The sequence below is a fragment of the Chryseobacterium oleae genome (genome assembly GCF_900115055.1).
GTDB classification, from domain to species: Bacteria; Bacteroidota; Bacteroidia; order Flavobacteriales; family Weeksellaceae; genus Chryseobacterium; species Chryseobacterium oleae.
The window spans coordinates 1-23259 of the sequence record NZ_FOVD01000009.1 but is presented as its reverse complement, the minus strand read 5'-3'; the positions used below and the strand labels follow the sequence as shown (position 1 = coordinate 23259).

At 37.3% G+C, this 23259-nt stretch carries 21 protein-coding genes and 4 tRNA genes; 14 read left to right on the top strand and 11 right to left on the bottom strand.

The genetic code is table 11. The features are described from left to right. Positions 1-10: 10 nt before the first annotated feature. The 5 genes from BM143_RS20955 to BM143_RS20935 all read right to left on the bottom strand — a co-directional run bounded on the left by BM143_RS20955 (position 11) and on the right by BM143_RS20935 (position 6603). On the bottom strand, positions 11-1486 hold the full coding sequence (locus BM143_RS20955) for a peptide MFS transporter (RefSeq protein WP_090027049.1): 1476 nt from the start codon (positions 1484-1486) through the stop codon (positions 11-13). Between the two features lie 22 nt (positions 1487-1508). After that, positions 1509-2501: a PDDEXK nuclease domain-containing protein gene (locus BM143_RS20950; protein ID WP_317041334.1), complete on the bottom strand. Its 993-nt coding sequence runs from the start codon at positions 2499-2501 to the stop codon at positions 1509-1511. Between the two features lie 61 nt (positions 2502-2562). Beyond that, positions 2563-4317, bottom strand: coding sequence for a peptide MFS transporter (locus tag BM143_RS20945; RefSeq protein WP_090027045.1), 1755 nt, complete (start codon positions 4315-4317; stop codon positions 2563-2565). A 132-nt stretch (positions 4318-4449) separates the two neighbouring features. Continuing rightward, complete coding sequence (locus tag BM143_RS20940) at positions 4450-6105, bottom strand: peptide MFS transporter (protein WP_090027043.1); 1656 nt, start codon at positions 6103-6105, stop codon at positions 4450-4452. Positions 6106-6255: 150 nt separating this feature from the next. Further along, positions 6256-6603: a helix-turn-helix transcriptional regulator gene (locus BM143_RS20935; protein ID WP_090027041.1), complete on the bottom strand. Its 348-nt coding sequence runs from the start codon at positions 6601-6603 to the stop codon at positions 6256-6258. A 365-nt stretch (positions 6604-6968) separates the two neighbouring features. On the opposite strand from BM143_RS20935, the gene BM143_RS23800 reads away from it, so the two are divergent. Both BM143_RS23800 and BM143_RS20925 read left to right on the top strand, forming a co-directional pair. Next, complete coding sequence (locus BM143_RS23800; RefSeq protein ID WP_139222090.1) at positions 6969-7151, top strand: hypothetical protein; 183 nt, start codon at positions 6969-6971, stop codon at positions 7149-7151. A gap of 218 nt (positions 7152-7369) precedes the next feature. Continuing rightward, positions 7370-8038 (top strand): GLPGLI family protein, encoded by a 669-nt coding sequence (locus BM143_RS20925; RefSeq protein WP_317041333.1) that lies wholly within the window; start codon positions 7370-7372, stop codon positions 8036-8038. 123 nt (positions 8039-8161) lie between these two features. On the opposite strand, the gene BM143_RS20920 is transcribed toward BM143_RS20925, so the two are convergent. Continuing rightward, positions 8162-10291: a S9 family peptidase gene (locus tag BM143_RS20920; RefSeq protein ID WP_090027035.1), complete on the bottom strand. Its 2130-nt coding sequence runs from the start codon at positions 10289-10291 to the stop codon at positions 8162-8164. 107 nt (positions 10292-10398) lie between these two features. Beyond that, a complete protein-coding gene (locus BM143_RS20915) occupies positions 10399-10587 on the bottom strand; it encodes a bacteriocin-like protein (protein WP_090027033.1) in 189 nt (62 codons plus the stop codon). 131 nt (positions 10588-10718) lie between these two features. On the opposite strand from BM143_RS20915, the gene BM143_RS20910 reads away from it, so the two are divergent. Beyond that, on the top strand, positions 10719-11192 hold the full coding sequence (locus BM143_RS20910; RefSeq protein ID WP_090027031.1) for a hypothetical protein: 474 nt from the start codon (positions 10719-10721) through the stop codon (positions 11190-11192). Positions 11193-11204: 12 nt separating this feature from the next. Then, on the top strand, positions 11205-11390 hold the full coding sequence (locus BM143_RS20905; RefSeq protein ID WP_034727099.1) for a DUF6496 domain-containing protein: 186 nt from the start codon (positions 11205-11207) through the stop codon (positions 11388-11390). A gap of 69 nt (positions 11391-11459) precedes the next feature. On the opposite strand, the gene glgP is transcribed toward BM143_RS20905, so the two are convergent. Continuing rightward, positions 11460-13115 carry an alpha-glucan family phosphorylase gene (glgP, locus tag BM143_RS20900; protein ID WP_090027029.1) on the bottom strand — a complete coding sequence of 552 codons (1656 nt, stop codon included), beginning with the start codon at positions 13113-13115 and terminating at the stop codon, positions 11460-11462. 203 nt (positions 13116-13318) lie between these two features. Here glgP and BM143_RS20895 point away from each other — a divergent pair, with 203 nt between their 5' ends. Together BM143_RS20895 and BM143_RS20890 are read left to right on the top strand one after the other, a co-directional pair. After that, on the top strand, positions 13319-14116 hold the full coding sequence (locus tag BM143_RS20895) for a hypothetical protein (protein WP_090027027.1): 798 nt from the start codon (positions 13319-13321) through the stop codon (positions 14114-14116). 171 nt (positions 14117-14287) lie between these two features. Next, entirely contained in the window at positions 14288-16387 is a 2100-nt protein-coding gene (locus tag BM143_RS20890; protein WP_090027025.1) for a T9SS type B sorting domain-containing protein, read from the top strand. A 70-nt stretch (positions 16388-16457) separates the two neighbouring features. Here the strand turns inward: BM143_RS20890 and BM143_RS20885 are convergent, their stop codons facing one another. Beyond that, positions 16458-16793, bottom strand: coding sequence for a nuclear transport factor 2 family protein (locus tag BM143_RS20885; RefSeq protein WP_139222089.1), 336 nt, complete (start codon positions 16791-16793; stop codon positions 16458-16460). A gap of 84 nt (positions 16794-16877) precedes the next feature. Here BM143_RS20885 and BM143_RS20880 point away from each other — a divergent pair, with 84 nt between their 5' ends. The 3 genes from BM143_RS20880 to BM143_RS20870 all read left to right on the top strand — a co-directional run bounded on the left by BM143_RS20880 (position 16878) and on the right by BM143_RS20870 (position 20452). Continuing rightward, entirely contained in the window at positions 16878-17465 is a 588-nt protein-coding gene (locus BM143_RS20880) for a DUF1572 family protein (RefSeq protein ID WP_090027021.1), read from the top strand. Positions 17466-17535: 70 nt separating this feature from the next. Beyond that, entirely contained in the window at positions 17536-18882 is a 1347-nt protein-coding gene (mtaB, locus tag BM143_RS20875) for a tRNA (N(6)-L-threonylcarbamoyladenosine(37)-C(2))-methylthiotransferase MtaB (protein WP_090027019.1), read from the top strand. A 52-nt stretch (positions 18883-18934) separates the two neighbouring features. After that, entirely contained in the window at positions 18935-20452 is a 1518-nt protein-coding gene (locus BM143_RS20870) for an FMN-binding glutamate synthase family protein (RefSeq protein WP_090027017.1), read from the top strand. A gap of 63 nt (positions 20453-20515) precedes the next feature. Here the strand turns inward: BM143_RS20870 and BM143_RS20865 are convergent, their stop codons facing one another. Beyond that, a complete protein-coding gene (locus tag BM143_RS20865; RefSeq protein ID WP_090027015.1) occupies positions 20516-21271 on the bottom strand; it encodes a hypothetical protein in 756 nt (251 codons plus the stop codon). A 55-nt stretch (positions 21272-21326) separates the two neighbouring features. On the opposite strand from BM143_RS20865, the gene BM143_RS20860 reads away from it, so the two are divergent. Further along, positions 21327-21779 (top strand): RNA-binding S4 domain-containing protein, encoded by a 453-nt coding sequence (locus BM143_RS20860; RefSeq protein ID WP_090027013.1) that lies wholly within the window; start codon positions 21327-21329, stop codon positions 21777-21779. Between the two features lie 11 nt (positions 21780-21790). Here BM143_RS20860 and BM143_RS20855 read toward each other — a convergent pair whose 3' ends face one another. Then, positions 21791-22306 (bottom strand): shikimate kinase, encoded by a 516-nt coding sequence (locus BM143_RS20855; RefSeq protein ID WP_090027011.1) that lies wholly within the window; start codon positions 22304-22306, stop codon positions 21791-21793. 114 nt (positions 22307-22420) lie between these two features. Here BM143_RS20855 and BM143_RS20850 point away from each other — a divergent pair. The 4 genes from BM143_RS20850 (at position 22421) to BM143_RS20835 (ending at position 23005) form a co-directional block, all read left to right on the top strand. Beyond that, positions 22421-22493, top strand: a tRNA-Lys gene (locus tag BM143_RS20850). A 38-nt stretch (positions 22494-22531) separates the two neighbouring features. Beyond that, a tRNA-Leu gene (locus BM143_RS20845) sits at positions 22532-22614 on the top strand. Between the two features lie 55 nt (positions 22615-22669). Then, positions 22670-22742, top strand: a tRNA-Lys gene (locus BM143_RS20840). A 190-nt stretch (positions 22743-22932) separates the two neighbouring features. Beyond that, positions 22933-23005, top strand: a tRNA-Lys gene (locus tag BM143_RS20835). Positions 23006-23259: the final 254 nt, after the last annotated feature.

Genomic DNA, 23259 nt, shown 5'->3' with positions numbered 1-23259 from the left:
CTTGCTTATTCTATTTTACATCTTGCATTAATTTTCTTACGAACGAGGATAGCAAAATTAGTACCACACCGGCAATTAAGGCATAGATTCCCAGAGTTTTGTATCCATCGGTATACGCGATAAGTTTACTCATATTGGTATTTCCTGTATTGGCTTCAGATAAACTTGCTCCGATTTTTCCTGCAGCAAACTGTCCGAAAGCACTGGCCAGAAACCATAATCCCATCATCATCCCGAACATTTTCTTTGGAGATAATTTCGTAATAATAGACATTCCGATAGGTCCCAGACACAATTCACCGAATGTGATCACCAACCATGTGAACGTAAATAAATTAAGAGAAGATTTCCCGTCTGCACCTGCGAAATATCTTAAGCTGTAAAACAGAAAGAAACCTCCGGCAAGGAATAAAAATCCAATTCCAAACTTATTAATCGTATTAGGTTCCAGCTTCTTTTTATTTAAAGCAACCCATGCCAGACCAATAAGCGGACTGAAAAGGATGATGAAAAAAGAATTGGCACTGTTGTTAATGATATTCGGATCCATCCCAAAGCCTAGCAGATTGTGAACCAGATTGTCTTTTGCAAATAAAGACAGAGATCCCCCACTTTGTTCGTAGATCGAATTGAACAGGAAGTACATGAAGATAAAGATGAAAGCAGCAACAAGCTTCTTTTGATAAGGCGTTGTCTGTTTCAAGGTTTCAATAATAAAATAGCCTACAGCCGCAATACCGATTAAATACATGAAATAGTCTGTGTAATCAGTATTTTTAACCATAATAAAAATAAGAGGCATACTTAGCAATGCACCAATATATACCATGACTTCACGTAAAGTTCTTTTAGACTGTGGAAGTACCTGTAACGGCGAATCTCCAATAGGTCCCAGTGATTTTTTGGTAGCGAAAAAGGTGATTAAACCCAAAAGCATTACAATAGCTGCTGCCAGGAAGCACCATGACCACGAATGGTATTTTCCGAGATAAACACAAAGCGCTCCTCCTAAAAGTCCGCCAATATTAATTCCCGCGTAAAAAAGTCCGTATCCGGCATCTCTTCTCGGATCATCTTCCTTGTAAAGTTCTCCTACCATCGAAGAAATGTTAGGTTTGAAAAATCCTGTCCCGATAATCGAACAGGTAATCCCGAAATAGAAGAAGTCATGCGGAGAAAAAGCAATGATCAGGTTTCCGACCGTCATGATAAGTCCTCCGAATACCAGAGACTTTTTGAATCCAAGAATTTTATCGGCAAAAATTCCACCTATGAATGTGAAAGCATAGATAAAGGCCTGTATTGCTCCATATTGTAGATTGGCTTTATCTTCCAACAAACCCAGTTGATCTACCATAAAGATGGTAAGGACCCCCCGCATTCCGTAAAAACAAAAACGCTCCCACATTTCTACCGTGAACAGCGTCCAAAGCTGTTTAGGATATTTTCCTTTAAAATTTTGTATTTCTTCTAGAGTTAAGCTCATAATCGTATATGATTGATTTTAATTAAGGTTGTTTATTATTGTTTTGATCCAGCTCGAAACGAATTCTGTCCTGGTCTATGATTTCTTTTAATTCTTCTTCTTTTGGAAGATAGAGGAGGTATTTGCTGGCAAAGAGATTGTTTTTGTCATTCAGAACGGAATATTTTACAATAGTCTCGTCTTTTTCTGAACACAGTAAAATTCCTATCGTTGGATTGTCGCCTTCTCCGCGTTTTAGATCATCATACATTCGTACATACATATCAATTTGTCCGATGTCCTGGTGGGAGAGTTCTCCTGTTTTAAGGTCGATAATGACAAAGCATTTCAGAATATAATTGTAAAAAACAAGGTCGATATAAAAATCTGAAGTATCGGTAGAAATATGCTGCTGTCTGGCCACAAAAGCAAATCCTTTTCCGAATTCCAAAAGAAACTTCTGAATATGATCGATGATAGCGGTTTCAATTTCTTTTTCAGAAAACTTTTGATCCGGCGTTAATCCTAAGAATTCAAAAATATAAGGGTCTTTTAAAACACTGTGGATATTTTCTGCCGGGGATTTTTTATGTTCCAGAACTCTTTCGTAGGCAAGTGAATTGATCTGTCTTTTTAAATCCCGTACGTTCCAGTTATTTTGTACAGCTTCATTAAGATAATAGCTTCTTTTTGATTTATCATCCTGTCCAAAAAGCAATCTGTAATGGGACCAGCTCAATTGTAGAGACAGTGTGTCAACAATTGGGAAAGCTGTATAAAATTTGCGCATATTGGAAAGATTGGTGTAATCAAAGCCTTTTCCAAACTCCAGAGAAAGTTTGTTAGAAAGATTTTTTAAGGTTTGCTTGCCATATTCAGCACGTTCCTTTCCCTGCTGTTCATCTTCTACGATCAGTTTCCCGATCTGCCAGTACGTAAGCAGTAAAGTAGAATTCGCTATCCGAAACACTTTTTCGCGCGACTGCCTAATAATTTCCTTTACGGATTGAAATAAAGAATCTTCGGAAATTTCCATCATACGAAAATAAAAAAAACCTCTGACTTAGCAGAGGTTTTGTTGTATTTTATTGATGCGGTTATTTTACACCGTGCATCATTTTCTTTAAGATTGGAGAGATCAGACCCAAAATCACAGCTGCAATACCACAAAGTACTACGAATACCATAAAGAATTCGAACAGGTTGTGGATCTCAAATCCTGCAAATGTAGGATTGTGTAATGGTAACTGAGCTTTCTCAAATGCTGCTGTCTGTTCAGCAGTCAACGTTACTTTTTTATCTAAAACGTCCTGAAGGTTTACGCCTATTTCTTTTGCTTTTGTGAATTTATCACCTGTAGCCGGGATAAGCGCTCCCAATGAACCTGCCAAAGCATAACCTGCAGCATTGGAAATAAAGAATACTCCGTATAATAATGATGCAAATCTTTTTGGAGCAAGTTTTCCTACCAATGAAAGACCGATTGGAGATAAACAAAGTTCACCACAAGTCTGGATGAAATAAAGAAGCATTAACCATTTGATAGCTAATAATCCTGAATTTCCAAGGTCTTTTACGTTATGTGCAATAATGAAGTAAGAAAGAGCGATCAATGCTAGTCCCATTGCCTGCTTGAAAGGTGAAACGGGCTCTCTTCCTTTTGTTCTTAATTTATCCCATGTCAAACTGAATGGAACGGCTAACAGAACTACGAAGATACCGTTGAAAATCTGAACCATTGAAGGAGGCATATTCCATCCGAAAATGTTTCTGTCTGTCTGGTTATCTGCGATAAACGTTAGTGAAGATCCTGCCTGCTCGAAAGCTGCCCAGAAGAAAATGATAAAGAAGGATACAATATAAATTACCCAGATTCTCTGTCTTTCAATTTTATTTTCTGCAGAACTCATGATCAGAAAAGCAAGCGAAATACCGGCTGCATAGATGAAAGGATAAATAATTCCTTTGATCAGCTGACCCATTTCTACGGCTTTAAATCCGAATTCTCCGACCAATAAATATCGGAAAGCGAAGAATAAAACAACAAATATAATTCCGGTGATCCCTAAAGATAAACCTGAGAATTTAGCGGTCTGAGTTTCTCCTTCTTCAAAGTCTGCACTTGTATTGTTCTTTGGTAAGCCACCGATAGGTCTTCCTTCCGGATTTACCACATATTTATTTTTAAGGATAAAGAATGTTACGGTTCCAATCACCATCGCAATTGAAGCGGCTAAGAATCCCCATTTGAAAGCAAAAATATCTCTTACTCCAGTCGTTGCATCTTTCACATCTCCTACGTACGGGCAGATAAACTGTCCAAGGAATGCTCCGATATTGATCCCCATATAGAAAATGGTAAAAGCAGAATCCAGTTTGGATTTTTCCTGCTTTGGGTAAAGACTTCCCACCATAGAGGAAATATTAGGCTTGAAGAATCCATTACCGAAAATGATAACGAATAACGCCAGCCACATGATCATTTTGGAACTGCCCAGATCGGCAGAGAAAGTAGAGGCACTGATAAATAATAGAAACTGACCGATTGCCATTAGAGATCCACCGATTAAGATGGCATTTCTGTTTCCGATATATTTATCTGCAATAAATCCTCCCAAAAGAGGTGTTAAATAACATAAAGCTAAAAATCCACCGTAAATGATTGCCGCATCAGCCTCTTTTATTAATAAGGAATTTACCATAAAGAGCGTCAAAAGTGCTCTCATCCCATAAAAGTTGAAACGCTCCCACATTTCTGTTCCGAAAAGAACCCACAATCCTTTTGGATGCCTTGAATTCTTATTCTCTACAAATTCATCCGGTTTCGGACTTAATGCTTCAATATTATCCATTCTATTGTTAATTTTTGTTAAGACTGACAAATATAGTTTTTTTTGAGTTTTTGGCAAGGTTTTAATTTTATATTTAAATAAAAAAGCTGCAGAGTGATTCTGCAGCTTGATATTCTTTATGATAAACAGGGATTAGTGCCCTTTTTCCTTCATGATCTTGTTTAATCTTTTTAACATAGACAGCCCTAAAAGTGTCGCAAATATTAACAAAGCAAAGTTCACCAGGAAGTAATTCATTTTGTTGTCATAACTGTACCATGTACTTGCAAGGATTCCTGAAAGTTTGTTTCCTACAGAGTTGGCCAGGAAGAAACCTCCCATCATCAATGCAGTAATTCTTGCAGGTGAAAGTTTGGATACAAAAGAAAGTCCCATTGGAGAAAGGCATAATTCACCGATGGTAATGACTCCATAGCCGGCCACCAGCCAAAGCGGGGAAACTTTTACAGCACCATTATCCCCGGCCATAACGGCGAGAACCATCACTAAACATGACAATCCGGAGATGAATAATCCCAATACAATTTTGGTAGGCGTAAGCGGTTCTTTTCCTTTTCTTCTCAACAAGGCCCAGAATCCTACGACTACAGGAGTCAGCGCAATCACCCAGAATGGATTGATAGACTGGAATAATTCCGTGTTGTATAAGTAGACTTTAGATTCAGGATTTCTTTCCAGAGCTGCACGCTGCTCAGGGGTAATATTTTTGAAATAGATATCTTTTCCGGTTTCTTTGATGCTTTTTCCGTCTTTGTCTTTTTGAGACTGGAACTGGTTATCGTATACCGGAACTTCTTTGTCTTCATAGCTCTTTCCCTCCACCATATAGATGTCCTCAAGAGGTTTTTCCAGAGAGGCAGGAACACTTCTGTCCGTATAATAATTGGCCCATCTTGTAAGCGCTGTACCGTTCTGTTTGAACACTGCCCAGAAGAACATACTGATCAGGAATACGGAAAGCAAAGCCCCGATTGAAGGTTTTTCTTCCGGCTTAGCTTTAAAGTATAATGAAGCATAGAAGTAAATCACAGGAGCACACGCGAAAATAAAAGCATCTGTACTGTCGCTTCCAAAGATATTTCCGGGAACAAACCAACCGATAGCTCCAATGGCAATTGCAGGGACAAAAACTTTAATTAAAATTTCAGAAAGCTTAGTGTCTCCTTCTTCAACGGGTTTCATCTGTGCTGCATGAATGTAGTGTTTTCTTCCGATCGTAAAGATCACCAGACCTACCAGCATTCCTACACCGGCAGTGATGAAGGCTTCACCCCATCCGAATTTATTACGCATGAAAGCCGCAATAATATTACAGATAAACGCCCCGATATTGATTCCCATATAGAAAATATTGTATCCGGAGTCTTTATTAGCTTTGTAAGGTTCTTCAGAATAAAGGTTTCCTAACAACGTGGAAATAGTAGGTTTAAAGAAACCGTTTCCAATGATAATTAATGCCAGTGAACCATAAAAAAGAGGAAGTTCTTTGAAAACCCCCATTCCGATATATCCGGCGGCCATCAAAATTCCGCCCAGATAAATAGATTTGATATATCCTAAAACTCTGTCCGCCAGAAATCCCCCAAGGAAGGGCGTTAAATAGGTCAAAGCGATGTAGGTTCCGAAAATATCGTCAGCTGTTTTATCCGGAAGTCCAAGTCCGCCACTCATTCCGGTAGGTTCAATAACATACAGGACAAAGATTCCAAGAATCAGATAGTACCCGAAACGCTCCCACATTTCTGTGAAAAAGAGGAAGGGCAGGCCTTTAGGATGTTTAGTCTTCATATAATCAAATTTCAAATTTCCCAAAAATAAGTTTTTAATTTCAATTGATAAAATAAATAATACGGTGGGAAATGATTAATGAAATAAATAAAAAGGATCTGCATCAATAGAAACCTTTGGTATTTTCTTTTAGAAGTAGATCATATATGATTATTGGGATCTTAAAGTTTTAATTTCTTCTTTTAATTCGTTAATTTCCTGTTTAAGAAAACTGATATAATCGTTAAGGTTATCTACTAAAGACTGATAATAAATTCCACAATCATCGTGAAAAGTTGAATGTTCATGATGAGCAGAGAATTTGATTTCATGTTCTTTAATATCTTCAACAGGAACACCAAGAGCTTCAGCTATTTTATACCACTCTTCCTCACGAATTTTTATTTTTCCTCTTTCTTTACGGGAATAGTTAGACGGATCTGTGGATAGTATCTCAGCTATTTTTTCCTGGGATATACCTTTTTGTATCCTTAATTTTCTCAGTTTTTCCTGTTGCATTGTTTTTGTGTTTTCACACAAAAATGGAAAACTGATATTTATTTTGCAAGAAAAATGGTCTGATAATTATACACCTTATTTCATTTTGATTTAATTTTTGTTTTAGCTTTAAAAATATTAATAGTGTCCTTTAATTACCAAAATTATTTACTATTAAGAATTAAAAAAGCGAGATGAAAAAGGATAAATTAAAAGAGGTTTTTTTTAAAAAAGTTTTTATGGATCTTCACATAAATATGTAAAAGAAATGTAATGATTTTGCAAGAAAGTTACCTGAAAATTACATGGTTTATTTCACTTTGTTTTGATTTTTGTTTTTAGTTTTGAGTATGTTAATAATGACGAATAATTAAAAAAACATTGTTATGAAAAATTTAATAAAACTTTCAAGAAAAGATCTGAAGATTATTGAAGGAGGATTCACAGGAGAAGATAATGAAGGAGGGAATTATAAATGCTGCTCCAACAACAGTGATGCATGCAGTGAATGTGTTTACATAAGATCCAGGCCAAAATGTAGAAGTGGATCCTATCCCGTTCGTTGTTAATAAATAAGCATCCTATTTATTTTTAGGACGCTTTTGTTAAATATTTAATAGTAAATAATAATGTGTAATCCTATATTTATATTCTGTTTTATTTTTACCCTTTCAGTTTTTCCTGCTCAGCAGCATCGTTTTGTATACAACTATAAATTTGTACCAGATACTCTGAATAGAGGTAATGTTATAAATGAAAATATGATTTTAGAAATAGATAATAATAGATCTGTATTTATCAGTCAAAAAAAAATAATTTCGGTTCTCTCATGAAGGAAGATTTAAAAAAAGGAATTATCACAATGCCGGATGAAAGTATTAATGTGAGAGATGTTATTGTAAAAAAATATCCGGATTTTAAAATTAGTATAATGACGGAGGAATTTTCAACTTCGTACAAGTTTATTATTTCTGATGAAAGGTCTTTAAATTGGGTGCTTTTTCCTGAAAAAAAAGTGATTGGAAATTATCAGTGCCAAAAGGCAGAACTTAATTTTGCCGGTAGAAAATGGACTGCTTGGTTTACAGACGAGATTCCATATTATGATGGACCTTATAAGTTTAGGGACTTGCCGGGATTAATCGTAGAGATAAAAGATGTGTCAAATTCTCACAGCTTTCAACTTCAGAGCACAAAAAAAATAAAAGGCAGTTATATTCCTAATATAGTTGATGAAAAAAAGAAAGTAAGAAATTTTGCCTTTAATGATTTTGTTAAGTTTTATAAAGAATATCGTATAGATCCCACAAAAGAATTTAAACAAAAAGTGATAAGTGGTGATATTTATTATGAATCTGATGAAGAAAGGCAGGAACATATGAGATCGGTAGAAAGCCTTAGAAAAGAAAGGATTAAAAAAGACAATAATATCATTGAAATTGATCTTTTAAAATGAATCAGGCTCTTATTTTTTTAGTATGAATTTTTAAATTTTTGGCTAGCTTCTTAAAATAATTGATATATAAAAAATCCCTCTCAAAAAATTGAAAGGGATTTGATGCTACTATTTATTGCAATACTATAAATTATTCAAAATAAAATCCGTCATTTTCTGATACAGTTGTGGTCTTGTCTGTCCTCCATAAATTCCGTGGTTTTTATCCGGATAAGCCATGAAATCAAACTGTTTTTTATTCTGAATTAACGCTTCAGAGAATTCCATAGAATTTTGGAAATGTACGTTATCATCAGCTGTTCCGTGGATCAATAGGAATTTACCTTTCAACAGATTGGCATATTCTGTAGGTGAGTTTTTGTCATAACCGTCCGGATTTTCCTGAGGGGTTCTCATGAATCGCTCCGTATATACAGAATCATAATATCTCCAGTTGGTTACCGGTGCTACAGCGATTCCTGCTTTGAAGACATCTGCACCTTTAGTCATCGCTAAACTGGTCATATATCCACCGAAACTCCATCCGAACATTCCGATTCTCGTTTTGTCAATATAAGATTGGTTTCCGAACCATTTTGCAGCGGTAATCTGATCTTCAATCTCATATTTTCCTAAATTCATGTAGGTAACTTTCTTGAACTTAGTTCCTTTATAACCTGTTCCACGACCGTCTACACAGGCAACGATATAGCCTTTCTGTACCAAATGATTAAACCATAAAGTATTTCCGGTGTCCCATGAATTGGCCACCTGCTGTGATCCCGGTCCGGAATACTGGAACATAAACAGAGGATATTTTTTATTTGGATCAAAGTTCTTAGGCTTGATGATCCATGCATTCATCTGATCTCCGGCATCGTTTGGAATCGTGATGAATTCTTTCTCTGAAAAGTTATCAGTCTTTAATTTCTGAAGCTGATCATTGTTATTCTGAAGTTCTTTTACGGTCTTACCATTTCCGTCTTTTAATACAAAAGTGTAAGGTTTTGAAGCAGTAGAAGATGTTTCGATGAAATAGCTGTAGTTTTTGCTGAAGTTGGCAGAATTATTTCCATCTGCATTGGAGATCAGCTGGGATTTTCCGTTTTCAATATTTACTTTGGAAACGACTTTGTTGATGCTTCCTTTTTCAGTGGTCTGAACGTAAACTTCTTTAGATTTTGGATTGAATCCGTAGTAATCGGTTACTTCCCAGTTTCCTTTTGTGATCTGCTTTTTCAGCTTTCCGTCTTTATCGTACCAGTAAAGGTGACGGTTTCCGTCTCTTTCAGAAGCCCAAAGAAAGGAATCATCCTCAAGGAATTCAAGAGTCGGACTATCTGTATCAATCCATTTATCGTCCGTTTCAGTGAATAATTTCTGGATCGCTCCCGTTTTGGTATTAACCTTTAAAATATCAGAAGCATTCTGAATTCTTTCAGAGGTTACAAGAACGATTTCATCAGGTTTTGCCGTCTGAATAACGTTCGGAATATAATAGTTTTTGAAAGAACTTAAATTCAAAGGTATCGTTTTTCCGCTATCAAGACGATATAACTGAGCAGAAACGACAGCATTTTTTTCTCCCGCTTTAGGATATTTGTAACGCATTTCATCCGGATACAGTTTTTTACCATAAATCGGAATATAGATCTCCGGAACCTGGCTTTCATCAGATTTTACAAATACTACCGCATCAGAATTTTTGGTCCACTCATATTGTCTTGCGTGCCCGAATTCCTCTTCATACACCCAGTCTGCAAGACCGTTGATGATAGAATTTTTCTTACCATCATTGGTAATCTGAGTGATTTTTCCTGAGGTGAGATCTTGGTAGAATAAGTTGTTTTCTGCGATGAATGCTACTTTCGTGGCATCAGGAGAGAATCTTGGCTCCTGCACTGTTTTGCCTTCATTTAAGCTGATCGTTTTTCCGGATTTCAGATCTTTTACATCAAATTTTCCAAGGAAAGAATGTCTGTAGATCGGCTGGCTCTCCTTTAAAAGAAGAATTTTTGACTCATCATCAGAGAATTCATAGCTCTCAAATTTACCATCAACAATATTGCCTTCTTTTTGTGAAGTTTTGTATGAATACCTGGCAATTCCCGTTGGTTCAATGACCAGATAGTTTTCGCCGTTCTTCATGGATGCAATACCCGCAATGCCTTTACCACGGTAGTATCCGGAATATATTTTATCTAAAGTGATTTCCTGTGCCGATACATTATGGAATGCCACAGCCACAGTAAGAGTTAAGAGTAATTTTTTCATTTCTAATTTTAATGATTCCAAATTTAATAATTCTTAGTCATATAACCACATAAAAGAAAAACAGAACCGTAAGATCCTGTTTTTGTTATTATTTTTATAAATTATTCTTACTCCGGTGGGTTCAGTTCCGTAAGACAAACCGGAAGGGTAGGATCACATGGACTATCCATTGCAGGCAATGCATACCACATAATGATTTGACAGGTAACCGGATCTGCACATCTTTTCATTCCCGGAAGGCCACCTCCCTGTACTTCTTTTAATTGCTCTCTTGCGATCTTTTTAAGATTTTTCATGATAAAATATTAGTTTTAAGATTTGAAGTTCTAAAGTAATAAAAAAAATCATACACCAGTGAATTTTTTAAAATTAACAATTTGGCAAAAAAATTGAATGTATTCCATTACAATCAAATTAAATAATAATTATGGAAACGAATGCATACAACCAGAAACTGAATCGCTATGTTTTGGCCGATCAGATTGTCTATACCGGATTTTCAAGTTTTAAGGATGCGGAAGAATGTGCCAATAAAAAAGGAGGAACTTTAGTGGAAGTTAGTTTTAAAGGCGGGAATGATAATCCTCAGATAACAGATGAAGCCGGATTGATCGAGAAAAAGCTTCATTACTATGTATATGCAGGGGATGAGTACAAATTTATCCATTCGTCTGATCCGGGGTTTAGAAAATATGCCGATGAGCTGCAGAAAATAAAAGCCAGTAAAGATAAAACCAGCCCGGATGAAAGGTATTTTGCCAGTTTTGAAATTGAAAATATAGAAGACCCGATCATTGTGATCAAGAATGACCATTTTGAATCGGTGACTTCCAGAGAGCGCTCAAAATATTTGAAGCACGCTGAAGTTTATGAATTAGGGGTTTCCCTGCCAAAATCTTAAAAATTATTGATCATGAGCAAGACCAAATATTCAGAAAAAGCTCAGGACAAAGTAGGAAAAGTAATGCACGAATTCAAAGAGGGAAAACTGAAATCCTCTTCCGGAGAAAAAGTGACCGACAGAAAACAGGCCATTGCCATAGGTATTTCCGAAGCTAAAGAAAAAGGCTTAAAAGTACCGAAGAAGAAAAAAGAATAACTTTAAATAACAAAAATTCCGTGAAATTTTTCACGGAATTTTTTTATGGTAAATCAAATTCAGATTTGATTATTTATACAGAATTTTATAATATTCGTCTGCCATTCGGTCGCTGTTAAAGTGCTCCTGAACATCATTCATCGCATTATACTGAATCTTTCTCCATTGATCCGGCTTGTCGTAGTAGGTTGGAAGAATTTCGTTTTCAAGGATATCGTACAACGCATTCAGATCATACGTATCCTGCTCATAGATGCTCATATTCATATAGTCTGCTTTCGGAACGACGAATGAATTTTCTCCCGGTTTTGCAAATTCAGGAATCCATCCGTCATCAGTAGAAAGATTGACAGATCCGTTCATAGCGGCTGACATTCCTGAAGTTCCGGAAGCTTCTCTCGGCACTCGAGGATTGTTAAGCCAAAGATCAGAGCCCTGCTTCATTGATTTACTTAAAGCCAGTTCGTAGCCTGTAAGAACAGCCATATTTTTGTGGTTCTTGCTTTCTTCTACCAGGGTATTAAAGGTTGAAATCGCAGAATAATCCATCGGATAAGGTTTCCCGGACCAAATGATCTGTACCGGATATTTCGGGTTATTTAATAATCTGTAAAATCTTTCTTTGTCGTGTAAAAGTAGATCAGCCCGTTTGTAGCCTGCGAATCTTCTCGCCCAGACAATGGTGAAAATATTAGGATTGAATAAATTTCCCGTCTGATCAGCCACAATGGTGAAAAGTCTTTTCTTTAAATGTTTTTTGCGGTAATCGAAAACAGTTGCGTCATTTTCGTCTTTGGCGTTATAAAGAGGTTTATCTGACCAGTATTTGAATTCCTGAGCATTGGTAATAGAAGTAATTTCACAGATTCCAGGATATTTACTCCACATCGCTCTTGAAACCACGCCATGAAGTTGGGAAACACCATTGGCCATTCTTGCCATTTTCAAAGCACATAGGGAATGATTGAAACGGTCGTCATCTGTTCCCTCAATGCTTTTTACATCCTGCATGCTGAAGCCTGAGAAATAAGACATATCATAACACAGTTTCAGATTGTGTTTTTCATTTCCTGCTTCTTCAGGAGTATGGGTAGTGAAAACCAGTTTTTCTTTTACCCTGTTCAGATCTCCGTTGTATTTTTTCAGAAGATAGAATGCAGCGGGAAGTCCGTGGGCTTCATTCAAATGATAGACGTCTCTTTCAGCGTTCATTTCATCAAGTAATTTAGCGCCTCCTTTTCCCAGTAGAATATATTGAGCCAGCTTTGTAGATTCGTTGGCATCATATAATTTGTGACAGATGGTTTTAGAAACGTGATCGTTTTCAGGGACATCTGTAGAAAGGAAAAACATCGGGGCTGTATTGAAAATTTCAGGATCAAGATACCATACTTTCACCCATACCGGTGCGCTGTGGATCTCGATCTGGAATTTTATTCCGGTGTCTTCCAGGAAGCTGTACATTTTTTTTGTCCATACCGGCTGAAGGGTCTGGTCATGGTTTCTGGCCTGATCGTAATAGCCAAACTTCCAGAGAATTCCGATCCCGATGAGATCCTGTTTCAGATTGTATGCACTTCTCATATGAGATCCTGCGAGGAATCCCAAGCCTCCCGAATATATTTTTAAAACCTGTTCAATGGCAAATTCCATCGAAAAATAAGCGGCTTTTTTAGAATATTGTGGATTGATGTTGTAAGGTATTTTAAAATTTTTAAAATCCATAAATCATAGTGTTTATATTTTGAGGACTAAAGGTATTGATTATGAAAATAAACTCTACATTAATTATTTGATAAATTCATTTAAAAGTATCTGCTGAATAGTTTTTTTACTTACCTTTAATAGGTAAATTTTTGAAAATCAAAAACTTCTAACGGTGAGAACCATTATGGCATGTGTTCTTTGGTCACATAAAAAAATCACCCATGAAAAAGACATTTTCTGATGAAGATTTAATAAAGAATCTGAGCCTATACTACATGAACCGGCATTTGAAAAAAAAGCCGATGGAAAAGTATCACCGTAAAATAGACGAATCTCTGCTTCATGACCGCGAAAAATACAGAAAAAAGTCAGAGATTCTGCTGCTTAATTCTTTTATGCATCATTTCCCCGATGTGAAATTTGAAGACCTCACTTGCGAAAGTCCCGACTTTATCGCCAAACTCAACGACAAAAAGATCGGAATAGAATTGACCGAAGTGATCAATCATCTGGAAATGAAAAAGGTAGAAAGTACATTGAATAAGATGTTCCGTCAGGCAGAAATATTATTAGAACAAGAAGACACCGCGAAGTACCGTGGTGTTTATTTTTTAGAATTCCACCCAAATATTAAATTTGACAATATAGAAGAACAGGAAGAAAATATCATCAACATTTATAAAAGCATCAAAAAGAATAAACCGATGGGCTGTGTAAAAGGAATGCGGAAATCTTTTCACCGCAGAAATGTTTTTATTACCCATGAATACAGCATGAATCTTTTTGACGAACTCTGCTCAGAAAAGATCCTCGACCTTATTGATAAGAAAAATGAAAAGTTCCCTTATTACGATACTTCGGTAGATGAATGCTGGCTCGTAATTGTATCAGATATGAATTCCATAGCCTCAAGATATACGTTTATTCAGGATAAAGAACATTTGCAGGAAGTAAAGAGTCCGTTCCATAAAATCTTTCACCTTGAAAATCTTTGTGGAAATATTACAAGTATAAAATAGTCGCGGTTTATTCGGTTATATCGCAATTATTTTATGTTTTTATTTGAAATAATTTAAGATTTTTAAAAATCCATTGTTTGTGATTAAAATATAGGTATATTTGATGTATGTGTTGTAAATCAATACATATCATGTGTTTTTCACATTATATTCACCAAAAACTATATATCTATGAAAAAACTTTTACTTCTTATTTTTTTCGGTATATCGCGTGCTTTCTTTGCTCAGGCAGATTGTGCTACGGCCCTTGCGGTCTGCGGAAACTCTAATATTACCTATAGCCCTCTGGGAATAGGCGCTGTGAATGAAAACCTGGGAGGGTGCCTGTCATCCGGTGAGCATAATTCAATCTGGTACAAACTTACCATTGCGACCAGTGGAACGCTTACTTTTGATCTGGTTCCGAATGATCCCGGAGCGGATTATGACTGGGCTATTTACGGGCCAAATGTTTCCTGCGGAAGCCTGGGCTCTCCCGTTCGCTGTAATGCTGCAACAGTTGTTGGAGTAGGAGCATCTACGGGAATGAATATGACAAGTACCATTACCAATGCCCTTGGAGGTTCACCAACACCGTATTGCAAATACATGGATGTTCTGGCAGGTCAGACTTATTATTTATACATTGATAACTGGGTGGATGTCTTTAATCCTACGATAGCTCCTTTTGCTTTAACATGGGGCGGTACGGCAACACTGGCATCTCCGTTTACAGATCCGGCTACACAGCCTTATCCGTTTACGCCTCCGGGAGTTCCTGCGGCCAATCCTGCAGATCCTAGAGAAGTGGTGGTATGCGTTAATCCGGCTGTATTTGATTTTTCTACGCTGACTGCGGGAATTCTTAACGGAAATCCGAATTTTTATGTCAGTTATCATACAAGCCAGAATGATGCATTAACCGGCAATAATACCATTACCGTTCCTACTTTGGTCAATATGACTTCCGTTTACTACTACAGTATTGGCTACACAGATCCGGCCAATCCAACCAGTCCGCTCAATAAATGTAAACAGATTGGAACCTTTAAATTCAGAGACGGGAAAATCACCACGAAAAATGCTACGTTGACCCAATGTAACAATAACAATGCAGGGACCGCACTGTATGACCTTACAACTGCAGACGTTTTTGCAGATCCAACGGTGACCAAAAAATACTACAACAGTCTTTCCGATCTGAATGCAGGCATCAATGAAATCACGAATCCGACAGCATTTATTTCTGCTGAAGCAACGATTTACGTGAAAGTGACCTCCACATTCGGATGTAGCGGCATTGCACAGATCTCGCTGAAATTCCATCCTGTAGTGACTGTCACGGATGCTACCTTAAGATCATGTTCTATTGAGAGCAGTCCGTCTACGGCATCTTTCAATCTTACCTCTGCACCTGTAACGGGAGTGACCGGGGCGGTGAAAAAATATTATCCTTCTGCAACGGATGCAGCGAATCAGACTAATGAAATTTTAACAGGTACAGCCTATATTGCTCCAAGTGGAGTGGTGTATGTAAGGGTTTCCAATGCGCAGGGCTGTTATAATATTGCTAAAGTAACACTGGTCGTGATTCCGCCTGTTTATTCAACCACTCTAAAAGACAAAATCATATGTGTGGAAGACAAAACAACCCTGGATGCAGGTCCTGGATTCAACAGCTACTTATGGAGTACCGGCGCTACAACGCAGGCCATCACCAATGTTGGGGTGGGAACGTATTGGGTAAAACTGAAAACCGGCGACTGTACGGTGGTGCAGAATGTCAAAGTATATCCTTCCGAGCAGCCTGTGGTTTCAAATATTGAAATTTCAAACACTACGGTTACGGTATATGTGATAGGAGGAACACCGGCTTACAAATACTCTTTGGATAATATCAACTGGCAGGATTCCAATATCTTTACTAACCTTAAAAGAGGAGATGCTACGATATACGTAAAAGATTCTTACGACTGTGATCCTATAGATATCAGCATCGTGGTGCCTAATCTTGTGAATGTCATCACACCAAATGGTGACGGATATAACGATATTATTGATTATTCCGCCTTGGCAAACAAGAAAAACCTCGTAATGAATATCTTCGACCGCTACGGAAATATGATCTTCCAGGTGGATAAATCTACCGGTTACAAATGGGAAGGAACCACCAGAGGAGGGGTAAAAGTTCCGACAGGAAACTACTGGTATTCTGTGGGCTGGAACGAGAATGATAAAATGAGCACACCAATTAAATATTCAGGTTGGATTGTGGTCAAAAACAGAGATTAAGCTTTTTTAATAATAAACTATTGAGGTAAAACCATTTCGAAAGAAGTGGTTTTATTCTTTTGTAAAAAAATTAATTGAAAGCTTTTGTATCCTTAAAATAATCAGACAGATAAATAATTTTTCCTTCCTCTGAAAAATGAACGACCGTGCAGATGTTATTTTCATAAACTCCTTTGTTAATCATACTTCCATAAGATTTCGTCTGATAAAAATACCGCTGATTACCCAAAGGAAAAATCTCAAAAACCTGCCATTCAATCGAATCATACCGTCTGAATATTGCTCTGAATAAAGCTAGGATTCTGGACTTTCCCGAAATCTCTTTAGAGGGAGGAATCCAGATCGTACTTTCATCGGTGAACCATTTTTCAAGATGTTCAATTTTTAACGAATTCAGATCCTTCATAAAGTCACTTATTTTGCACACCATGTTTGTCGTTTACCTTATATATACGGGAAAATTGCTAACTTGGTTTTTATTTTAAATACCATGAGAGATCTTTTTGTAAAACGTTTTCAGTACTATAAATCTTTGGGAGATAAATCATTCGGACAGCTTTCTGATGAACAGATCTTCTGGCAGTACAATGATGAAAGTAATTCCATTGCCATCATCGTAAAACATCTCGGTGGAAATATGCTGTCAAGATGGACGAATTTCCTGACAGAAGATGGAGAAAAGCCGTGGCGTAACCGCGATGATGAATTTGTCAATACCTTTACAACCAAACAGGAAGTGATCGACTGTTGGGAAGCAGGCTGGAAATGTCTTTTTGAAGGTTTAGAGCAGATTAATGATGAAAATATACATCACACCGTTTATTTAAGAGGTGAGGCGCATTCGGTTTTGGATGCAGTCTGCCGACAGTTGGCCCATTATCCGTACCACATTGGACAGATTGTTTATATTGCGAAAATGATGAAGAATGATGGCTGGAAAACACTTTCCATTGAAAGAAATAAGTCTCAGGAATTTAATAATGAAATGAAAGACCGGTTTTCCAATGAAAATACAGATTCCAATTCATCGCCCGTATGCTTTCAAAACAGCCCTGAAATAAGGGATGAATATAAATAATAGACTGAATCGATTCAGAATTATTATTAAAATTACTATCTTTGCACCCAGAAAATTCAGGAGTAATAAAATGTCTACTTTTCACGGAACTGCCGCATTTCATACACTTGGCTGCAAATTAAATTTTGCGGAAACATCTACTATTGCCCGTCAATTGACAGATGCAGGTTATGACAAAGTAAGTTTTGATGATAAGGCAGATGTTTATGTGATCAATACCTGTTCGGTAACTGAAAACGCTGACCGTGAATGTAAACTTCACGTGAAGAGAGCAATGAAAGCCAATCCTGAAGGACTGGTGGTGATTGTAGGATGTTACGCACAGTTGAAACCTGAAGAGATTTCACAAATCAATGGAGTGGATCTTGTCCTGGGAGCGAAAGAAAAATTCAATATTCTAAGCTACCTTGACGACCTGGAAAAAAGAGAAAATGAAGGAATTGTTCATTCATGCGAAATTGAAGAAACCGATTTCTTTATCGGAAGCTATTCAGTTGGTGACAGAACAAGAGCTTTCCTGAAAGTACAGGACGGATGCGACTACAAATGTACCTACTGTACCATTCCGCTGGCAAGAGGAATTTCACGTTCAGATACCATCGAGAACGTTATCAAAAATGCCAGAGAAATTGCTGAAAGAGACATCAAAGAAATCGTTCTTACCGGTGTGAATATCGGTGATTACGGTAAGGGTGAGTTCGGTAATAAAAGACATGAACATACTTTCCTGGACTTAATTTCAGAGCTTGATCAGGTAGAAGGTATCGAAAGAATACGTATTTCTTCCATTGAGCCAAATCTTTTGAAAGACGAAAGTATTGACCTTGTTTCAAAAAGCAAAAGTTTTGTTCCCCATTTCCACATTCCGCTACAGTCGGGATGCGATGATCTGTTGAAAAAAATGAAACGCCGTTATCTTACGAAACTCTACAACGACAGAGTGAATAAGATCCGCGAGGTAATGCCGGATGCGGCTATTGGTGTAGACGTTATTGTAGGATTCCCGGGTGAAACCGAAGAGAAATTCATGGAGACTTATAACTTCCTGAATGAACTTCCTATCACTTATCTTCACGTATTTACCTATTCTGAAAGAGAAAATACGGAAGCAGCCGATATGGACGGGGTCGTTCCTATCCCTGAAAGAAAAAAACGAAATAAAATGCTGAGAATACTTTCTGAAAAGAAAAAGATGGCATTTTATCAGACCCAACTTGGAAAAACGCTTCCTGTTCTTTGGGAGCACGAAAATAAAGACGGCAAAATGTATGGCTTCACAGAAAACTACGTGAGAGTCCAGAAAGATTTTGATCCCGCATTCGTTAATCAGATTGAATTTCTAAATTTAGAAAAAATCCTGTCAGATGGCACGGTTTCTGTGCAGTCATCCTTCGAAAGTTTTTTAGCAAAAGCGTAGTCTCTTTGCGAAAATTCCACTAAATTTATTTTAACTTTAAATAACTACATTCATGAGAGATAAGTTTTTATCTTGGGGAATTGTATTAGTAACTGCTACATGGATTGTCGCATTACTGATCAGAGCGCATTATTGGATACCCATCCTGTTAACTGCCATCTATGCATTGGGTGTTTACAATGCTTACCAGTCGAAACACGCTATTTTGAGGAACTTCCCGGTCCTGGGATACTTCAGGTACTTTTTCGAAAGTATTTCACCAGAAATGCAGCAGTATTTCATCGAAAGGGAGACAGATGGGAAGCCATTTCCCAGAAACCAGCGTTCTGCAGTATACAGACGTGCCAAGAACCTAAGTGACACCGTTGCTTTTGGAACACAGTTAGAAGTTAATCACAGAAAATATGAAGGCATCAAGCATTCCATCTATGCCAAATCTCCGGTAGAAGAGCTGCCAAGAGTTTGGGTAGGAGGAGAGCAGTGTACACAGCCTTACCATGCTTCTCTGTTCAATATCTCAGCGATGAGTTTTGGAGCGTTGAGCGACAGGGCACAAATGTCTTTAAACAGAGGCGCTAAAAAAGGAAACTTCTACCATAACACAGGAGAAGGAGGTATTTCTCCTTATCATATGGAAGGAGGAGACCTTTGCTGGCAGATCGGAACAGGATATTTCGGGTGCCGTAATGAAGAAGGGAAATTTAACCCTGAACTGTTTGAAAAGTACGCTACCCTTCCCAATGTAAAGATGGTCGAAATTAAGCTGTCTCAGGGGGCAAAGCCAGGACATGGAGGTGTGCTTCCGGGGGTAAAGAATACACCGGAGATTGCGAAGATCCGTCACGTCACACCGGGAATGACCGTTATTTCACCGCCATCCCACAGTTCATTTTCTGATGCTGCAGGTCTGTTGAGGTTTGTACAGCAGTTGAGAGAACTTTCAGGAGGAAAGCCGATTGGTTTTAAACTGTGTATCGGTGATACCAAAGAATTTGAAGATATCTGCGTACAGATGAATGTCTTAAAAATCTACCCTGATTTTATTACCATAGACGGAGCAGAAGGAGGAACAGGAGCTGCACCGCCGGAATTCTCGGATGGAGTAGGGATGCCTTTGGAGCCTGCTTTGATTTTCGTTAACAGAACACTGAATAATTACAATTTAAGAAGTAAATTAAGAGTAATTGCCAGCGGAAAAGTATTGACAAGTTTAGATATTCTGAGAGCCGTAGCCATGGGTGCAGATATGTGTAATAACGCAAGAGGATTTATGTTCTCACTAGGCTGTATCCAGGCCTTGAGATGTAACAATAACAATTGTCCTACAGGAGTGGCCACTCAGGATAAAATGCTGGTTAAAGGGCTTGATGTTACCGATAAAAGTGAAAGAGTGTACCATTTCCACAAGAATACATTACACACCTGTAACGAGCTGATTGCAGCGGCAGGAAGAAGTTCTTATGAGGAAGTAGATGCCACTATGTTTATGAGAGGAGATGAGTTCGATCATCTGGCAGATCTTTATTTCCCGGATATTTTAGGAAATGTAAAGCAGAAAGCAAAATATTAAAAAAAGTATATAAAAACGAAAACCGCCTTCATCTGAAGGCGGTTTCTTTATTTTTTTACAGGATTAATCAAGGATTTCGTCCGCTGGTCTTGGTTTTGTTCCGTACACCTGGAAATTAAATACCATAGAATAATTTCTCAGAGAGTAAGAGGTGTTGTAAGGGAAATGAGGATCTCTTGCAAAAGCAGCTCTTGATGGCACTATAATAACACCCTGAAGATTATAAGGGGCTCCGCTTGGAAGATTATTAAATGCTTTGAATTTCTGTATGGCTTCACGGAAACCTTCCACTTCATAATAACTTCTCTGCTGTGCTACTCCTGTTGTTGCTGCTACACGGATAGATTTCTTTACATAATAATACATCGGATCTATCATAGGAAGCGCACTTCCGTTAATTGTATTAGTGATGGTAAGTGAAGAAATGAAAGAGACATTTCCGTCAGTACTGCCTGCTAAATAAGCAGTCGTTCTTATCATAAGAGTAAGAATATCATTCTGACCAATGATTTTTTCCTGATCTACAGCTGGCTGTGCGCCATCTCTCATGATGTATATCGTTCCGGAAGGAAGCTTTTCATAGGGCAGATCAGATAATTTTTTTTCATTGTCATCACTGGCATCCGTTGTGCTGAAGGCTTTTATATTCCCCTGAGCATCCAGATAATTCTCACCCATAAACTTCATAATAGCCTGATCGTCATAACTGTTCTGAACGGCGATATCATCCGGTTCTTTATAAGTTTCAACTTCATCATCTTTCTTACATGCAGAAAAACATAAAGATCCCGCAAGGATATATAAAAATATTTTTTTCATTTCAAAAAACTTTAATTACTTTACAAATAATATAACGGCAAAAGTATAAAAAATTATGAGAATAGATAAATTTTTATGGTGCATTCGTTTTTATAAGACGAGAAGTATTGCAACAGAGGAAATTAAGAAGAACAGAGTTTCGATAGGAACGTCTGCCGTAAAGTCGTCTAAAGAGGTAAAAGTAGGAGATGTTATTAAGATCCGCAAAAATCAGATCGATTATAAAATAAAGGTCATCCAGATTCCTAAAAGCAGGCTGGGAGCGAAGCTGGTTCCCCTTCACATACAGGATGTGACGGACAAGGAGCAGTATGAATTATTAAAACTGCGTAAAATGTCACAGGACTATTACAGAATTAAAGGAGAGGGAAGACCTACCAAAAGAGACCGAAGAGATATGGATGAGTATATAGGAAATGATATTGCCTCAGACTTTACAGACTGGGATGATTTCTTTGGTGAAACAGCAGACGGACCCGAAAATGACGGTTCCGAAAACGAAGATTAAATAAAAAAGCTCTAGAGATAGAGCTTTTCTATTATTTCCTGTACAATGTCGTCCGGATCTCTGGAATCTGTATTGACACTGAATTGTGCTTTGCTGTAAAATACATTTCGTTCAAATAAATGCTTCGCAATAAATTCCGGCAGATCTTCATCAGAAATGTTGGCTATTAAAGGCCTTTTTTCTTTCTGCTTGGTCAGCCTTTCATATAAAGTATTGACAGACGCTCTTAAAAATATACTTTTAGAACTGTTATTGATAATCTCCATATTATTGTAATAAACAGGAGTTCCTCCTCCAAGGCTTAAAACCAGATTTTCTTCCGATGCAAGAATCTCTTCCAGGGCCTCTCTTTCCAGCTTTCTAAAGTGGATCTCACCCTTTTTTTCGAAAATCTCAGGAATGGTTAATTTATTTCTCCTGCAAATCTCTTTATCGAGGTCAATTAGTCTAAAATTTATTTTGTCGCTTAATATTTTGGAAATGTGAGATTTGCCACATCCCATGTATCCGATCAGTGAAATAACCATGAATTTTTTTTAAACAAATTTGCAAAAAAGTTTTGAGATAACGAAAAAACACATATCTTTGCACCACTGAAAACGAGGGACATTATTCAAATGTAAATCGTAGATAAAGTGACCGACTCGGTAGCTCAGCTGGTAGAGCAATACACTTTTAATGTATGGGTCCTGGGTTCGAATCCCAGCCGGGTCACAAGCGAAAAAGATTACTAGATTTTTGTAATTTTTAATGCCTGCGTGGTGAAATTGGTAGACACGCCATCTTGAGGGGGTGGTTTCCTAAGGATGTGCTGGTTCGAGTCCAGTCGCAGGCACTGCAACGAATATTTAATGATTATTAATGAATTTATTTCATTTTTAATTGTGGCCGACTCGGTAGCTCAGCTGGTAGAGCAATACACTTTTAATGTATGGGTCCTGGGTTCGAATCCCAGCCGGGTCACAAGTTTACTGAAAAGTAAATTTTTTTCATATTAATATTTTGTGATTTGGTGTTTCAAAGGTCTCCGCAAGAGACCTTTGATTTTTATAAAAAAACTTATATTAACTATTGCAGGAGTAAAAAAAAGTTGTATCTTTGCACCTCCTAAAACGAAGGTTATTATTCAAATGCAATCGTTGATAAAGTGACCGACTCGGTAGCTCAGCTGGTAGAGCAATACACTTTTAATGTATGGGTCCTGGGTTCGAATCCCAGCCGGGTCACAAGTTTACTGAAAAGTAAATTTTTTTCATATTAATATTTTGTGATTTGGTGTATCAAAGGTTTCCTCAAGAGACCTTTGATTTTTTTTTGATATATACTGTATTTACAGAAAAGAAAAGCTCTGATCTTATAGACCAGAGCTTTTCTTTTTATATAAATGTCTAGTCCTGAAATAGCGATACAAAAAAAAGAATCGTTATGGAAGAACAATTAAAATCGCTTTATATAAAGCGCACTCAGAAAGATTACAGTT

Bases quoted from the DNA above. Each gene is read 5' to 3' on its own strand.
- glgP (WP_090027029.1), bottom strand. From the start codon at position 13,115: ATGGATTTTAAAAATTTTAAAATACCTTACAACATCAATCCACAATAT.
- BM143_RS20895 (WP_090027027.1), top strand. From the start codon at position 13,319: ATGAAAAAGACATTTTCTGATGAAGATTTAATAAAGAATCTGAGCCTA.
- BM143_RS23800 (WP_139222090.1), top strand. From the start codon at position 6,969: ATGAAAAATTTAATAAAACTTTCAAGAAAAGATCTGAAGATTATTGAA.
- BM143_RS20860 (WP_090027013.1), top strand. From the start codon at position 21,327: ATGAGAATAGATAAATTTTTATGGTGCATTCGTTTTTATAAGACGAGA.
- BM143_RS20915 (WP_090027033.1), bottom strand. From the start codon at position 10,587: ATGAAAAATCTTAAAAAGATCGCAAGAGAGCAATTAAAAGAAGTACAG.
- BM143_RS20940 (WP_090027043.1), bottom strand. From the start codon at position 6,105: ATGAAGACTAAACATCCTAAAGGCCTGCCCTTCCTCTTTTTCACAGAA.
- BM143_RS20855 (WP_090027011.1), bottom strand. From the start codon at position 22,306: ATGGTTATTTCACTGATCGGATACATGGGATGTGGCAAATCTCACATT.
- BM143_RS20920 (WP_090027035.1), bottom strand. From the start codon at position 10,291: ATGAAAAAATTACTCTTAACTCTTACTGTGGCTGTGGCATTCCATAAT.
- BM143_RS20935 (WP_090027041.1), bottom strand. From the start codon at position 6,603: ATGCAACAGGAAAAACTGAGAAAATTAAGGATACAAAAAGGTATATCC.
- BM143_RS20955 (WP_090027049.1), bottom strand. From the start codon at position 1,486: ATGAGCTTAACTCTAGAAGAAATACAAAATTTTAAAGGAAAATATCCT.
- BM143_RS20890 (WP_090027025.1), top strand. From the start codon at position 14,288: ATGAAAAAACTTTTACTTCTTATTTTTTTCGGTATATCGCGTGCTTTC.
- BM143_RS20865 (WP_090027015.1), bottom strand. From the start codon at position 21,271: ATGAAAAAAATATTTTTATATATCCTTGCGGGATCTTTATGTTTTTCT.
- BM143_RS20945 (WP_090027045.1), bottom strand. From the start codon at position 4,317: ATGGATAATATTGAAGCATTAAGTCCGAAACCGGATGAATTTGTAGAG.
- BM143_RS20905 (WP_034727099.1), top strand. From the start codon at position 11,205: ATGAGCAAGACCAAATATTCAGAAAAAGCTCAGGACAAAGTAGGAAAA.
- mtaB (WP_090027019.1), top strand. From the start codon at position 17,536: ATGTCTACTTTTCACGGAACTGCCGCATTTCATACACTTGGCTGCAAA.
- BM143_RS20870 (WP_090027017.1), top strand. From the start codon at position 18,935: ATGAGAGATAAGTTTTTATCTTGGGGAATTGTATTAGTAACTGCTACA.
- BM143_RS20885 (WP_139222089.1), bottom strand. From the start codon at position 16,793: ATGAAGGATCTGAATTCGTTAAAAATTGAACATCTTGAAAAATGGTTC.
- BM143_RS20910 (WP_090027031.1), top strand. From the start codon at position 10,719: ATGGAAACGAATGCATACAACCAGAAACTGAATCGCTATGTTTTGGCC.
- BM143_RS20880 (WP_090027021.1), top strand. From the start codon at position 16,878: ATGAGAGATCTTTTTGTAAAACGTTTTCAGTACTATAAATCTTTGGGA.
- BM143_RS20950 (WP_317041334.1), bottom strand. From the start codon at position 2,501: ATGGAAATTTCCGAAGATTCTTTATTTCAATCCGTAAAGGAAATTATT.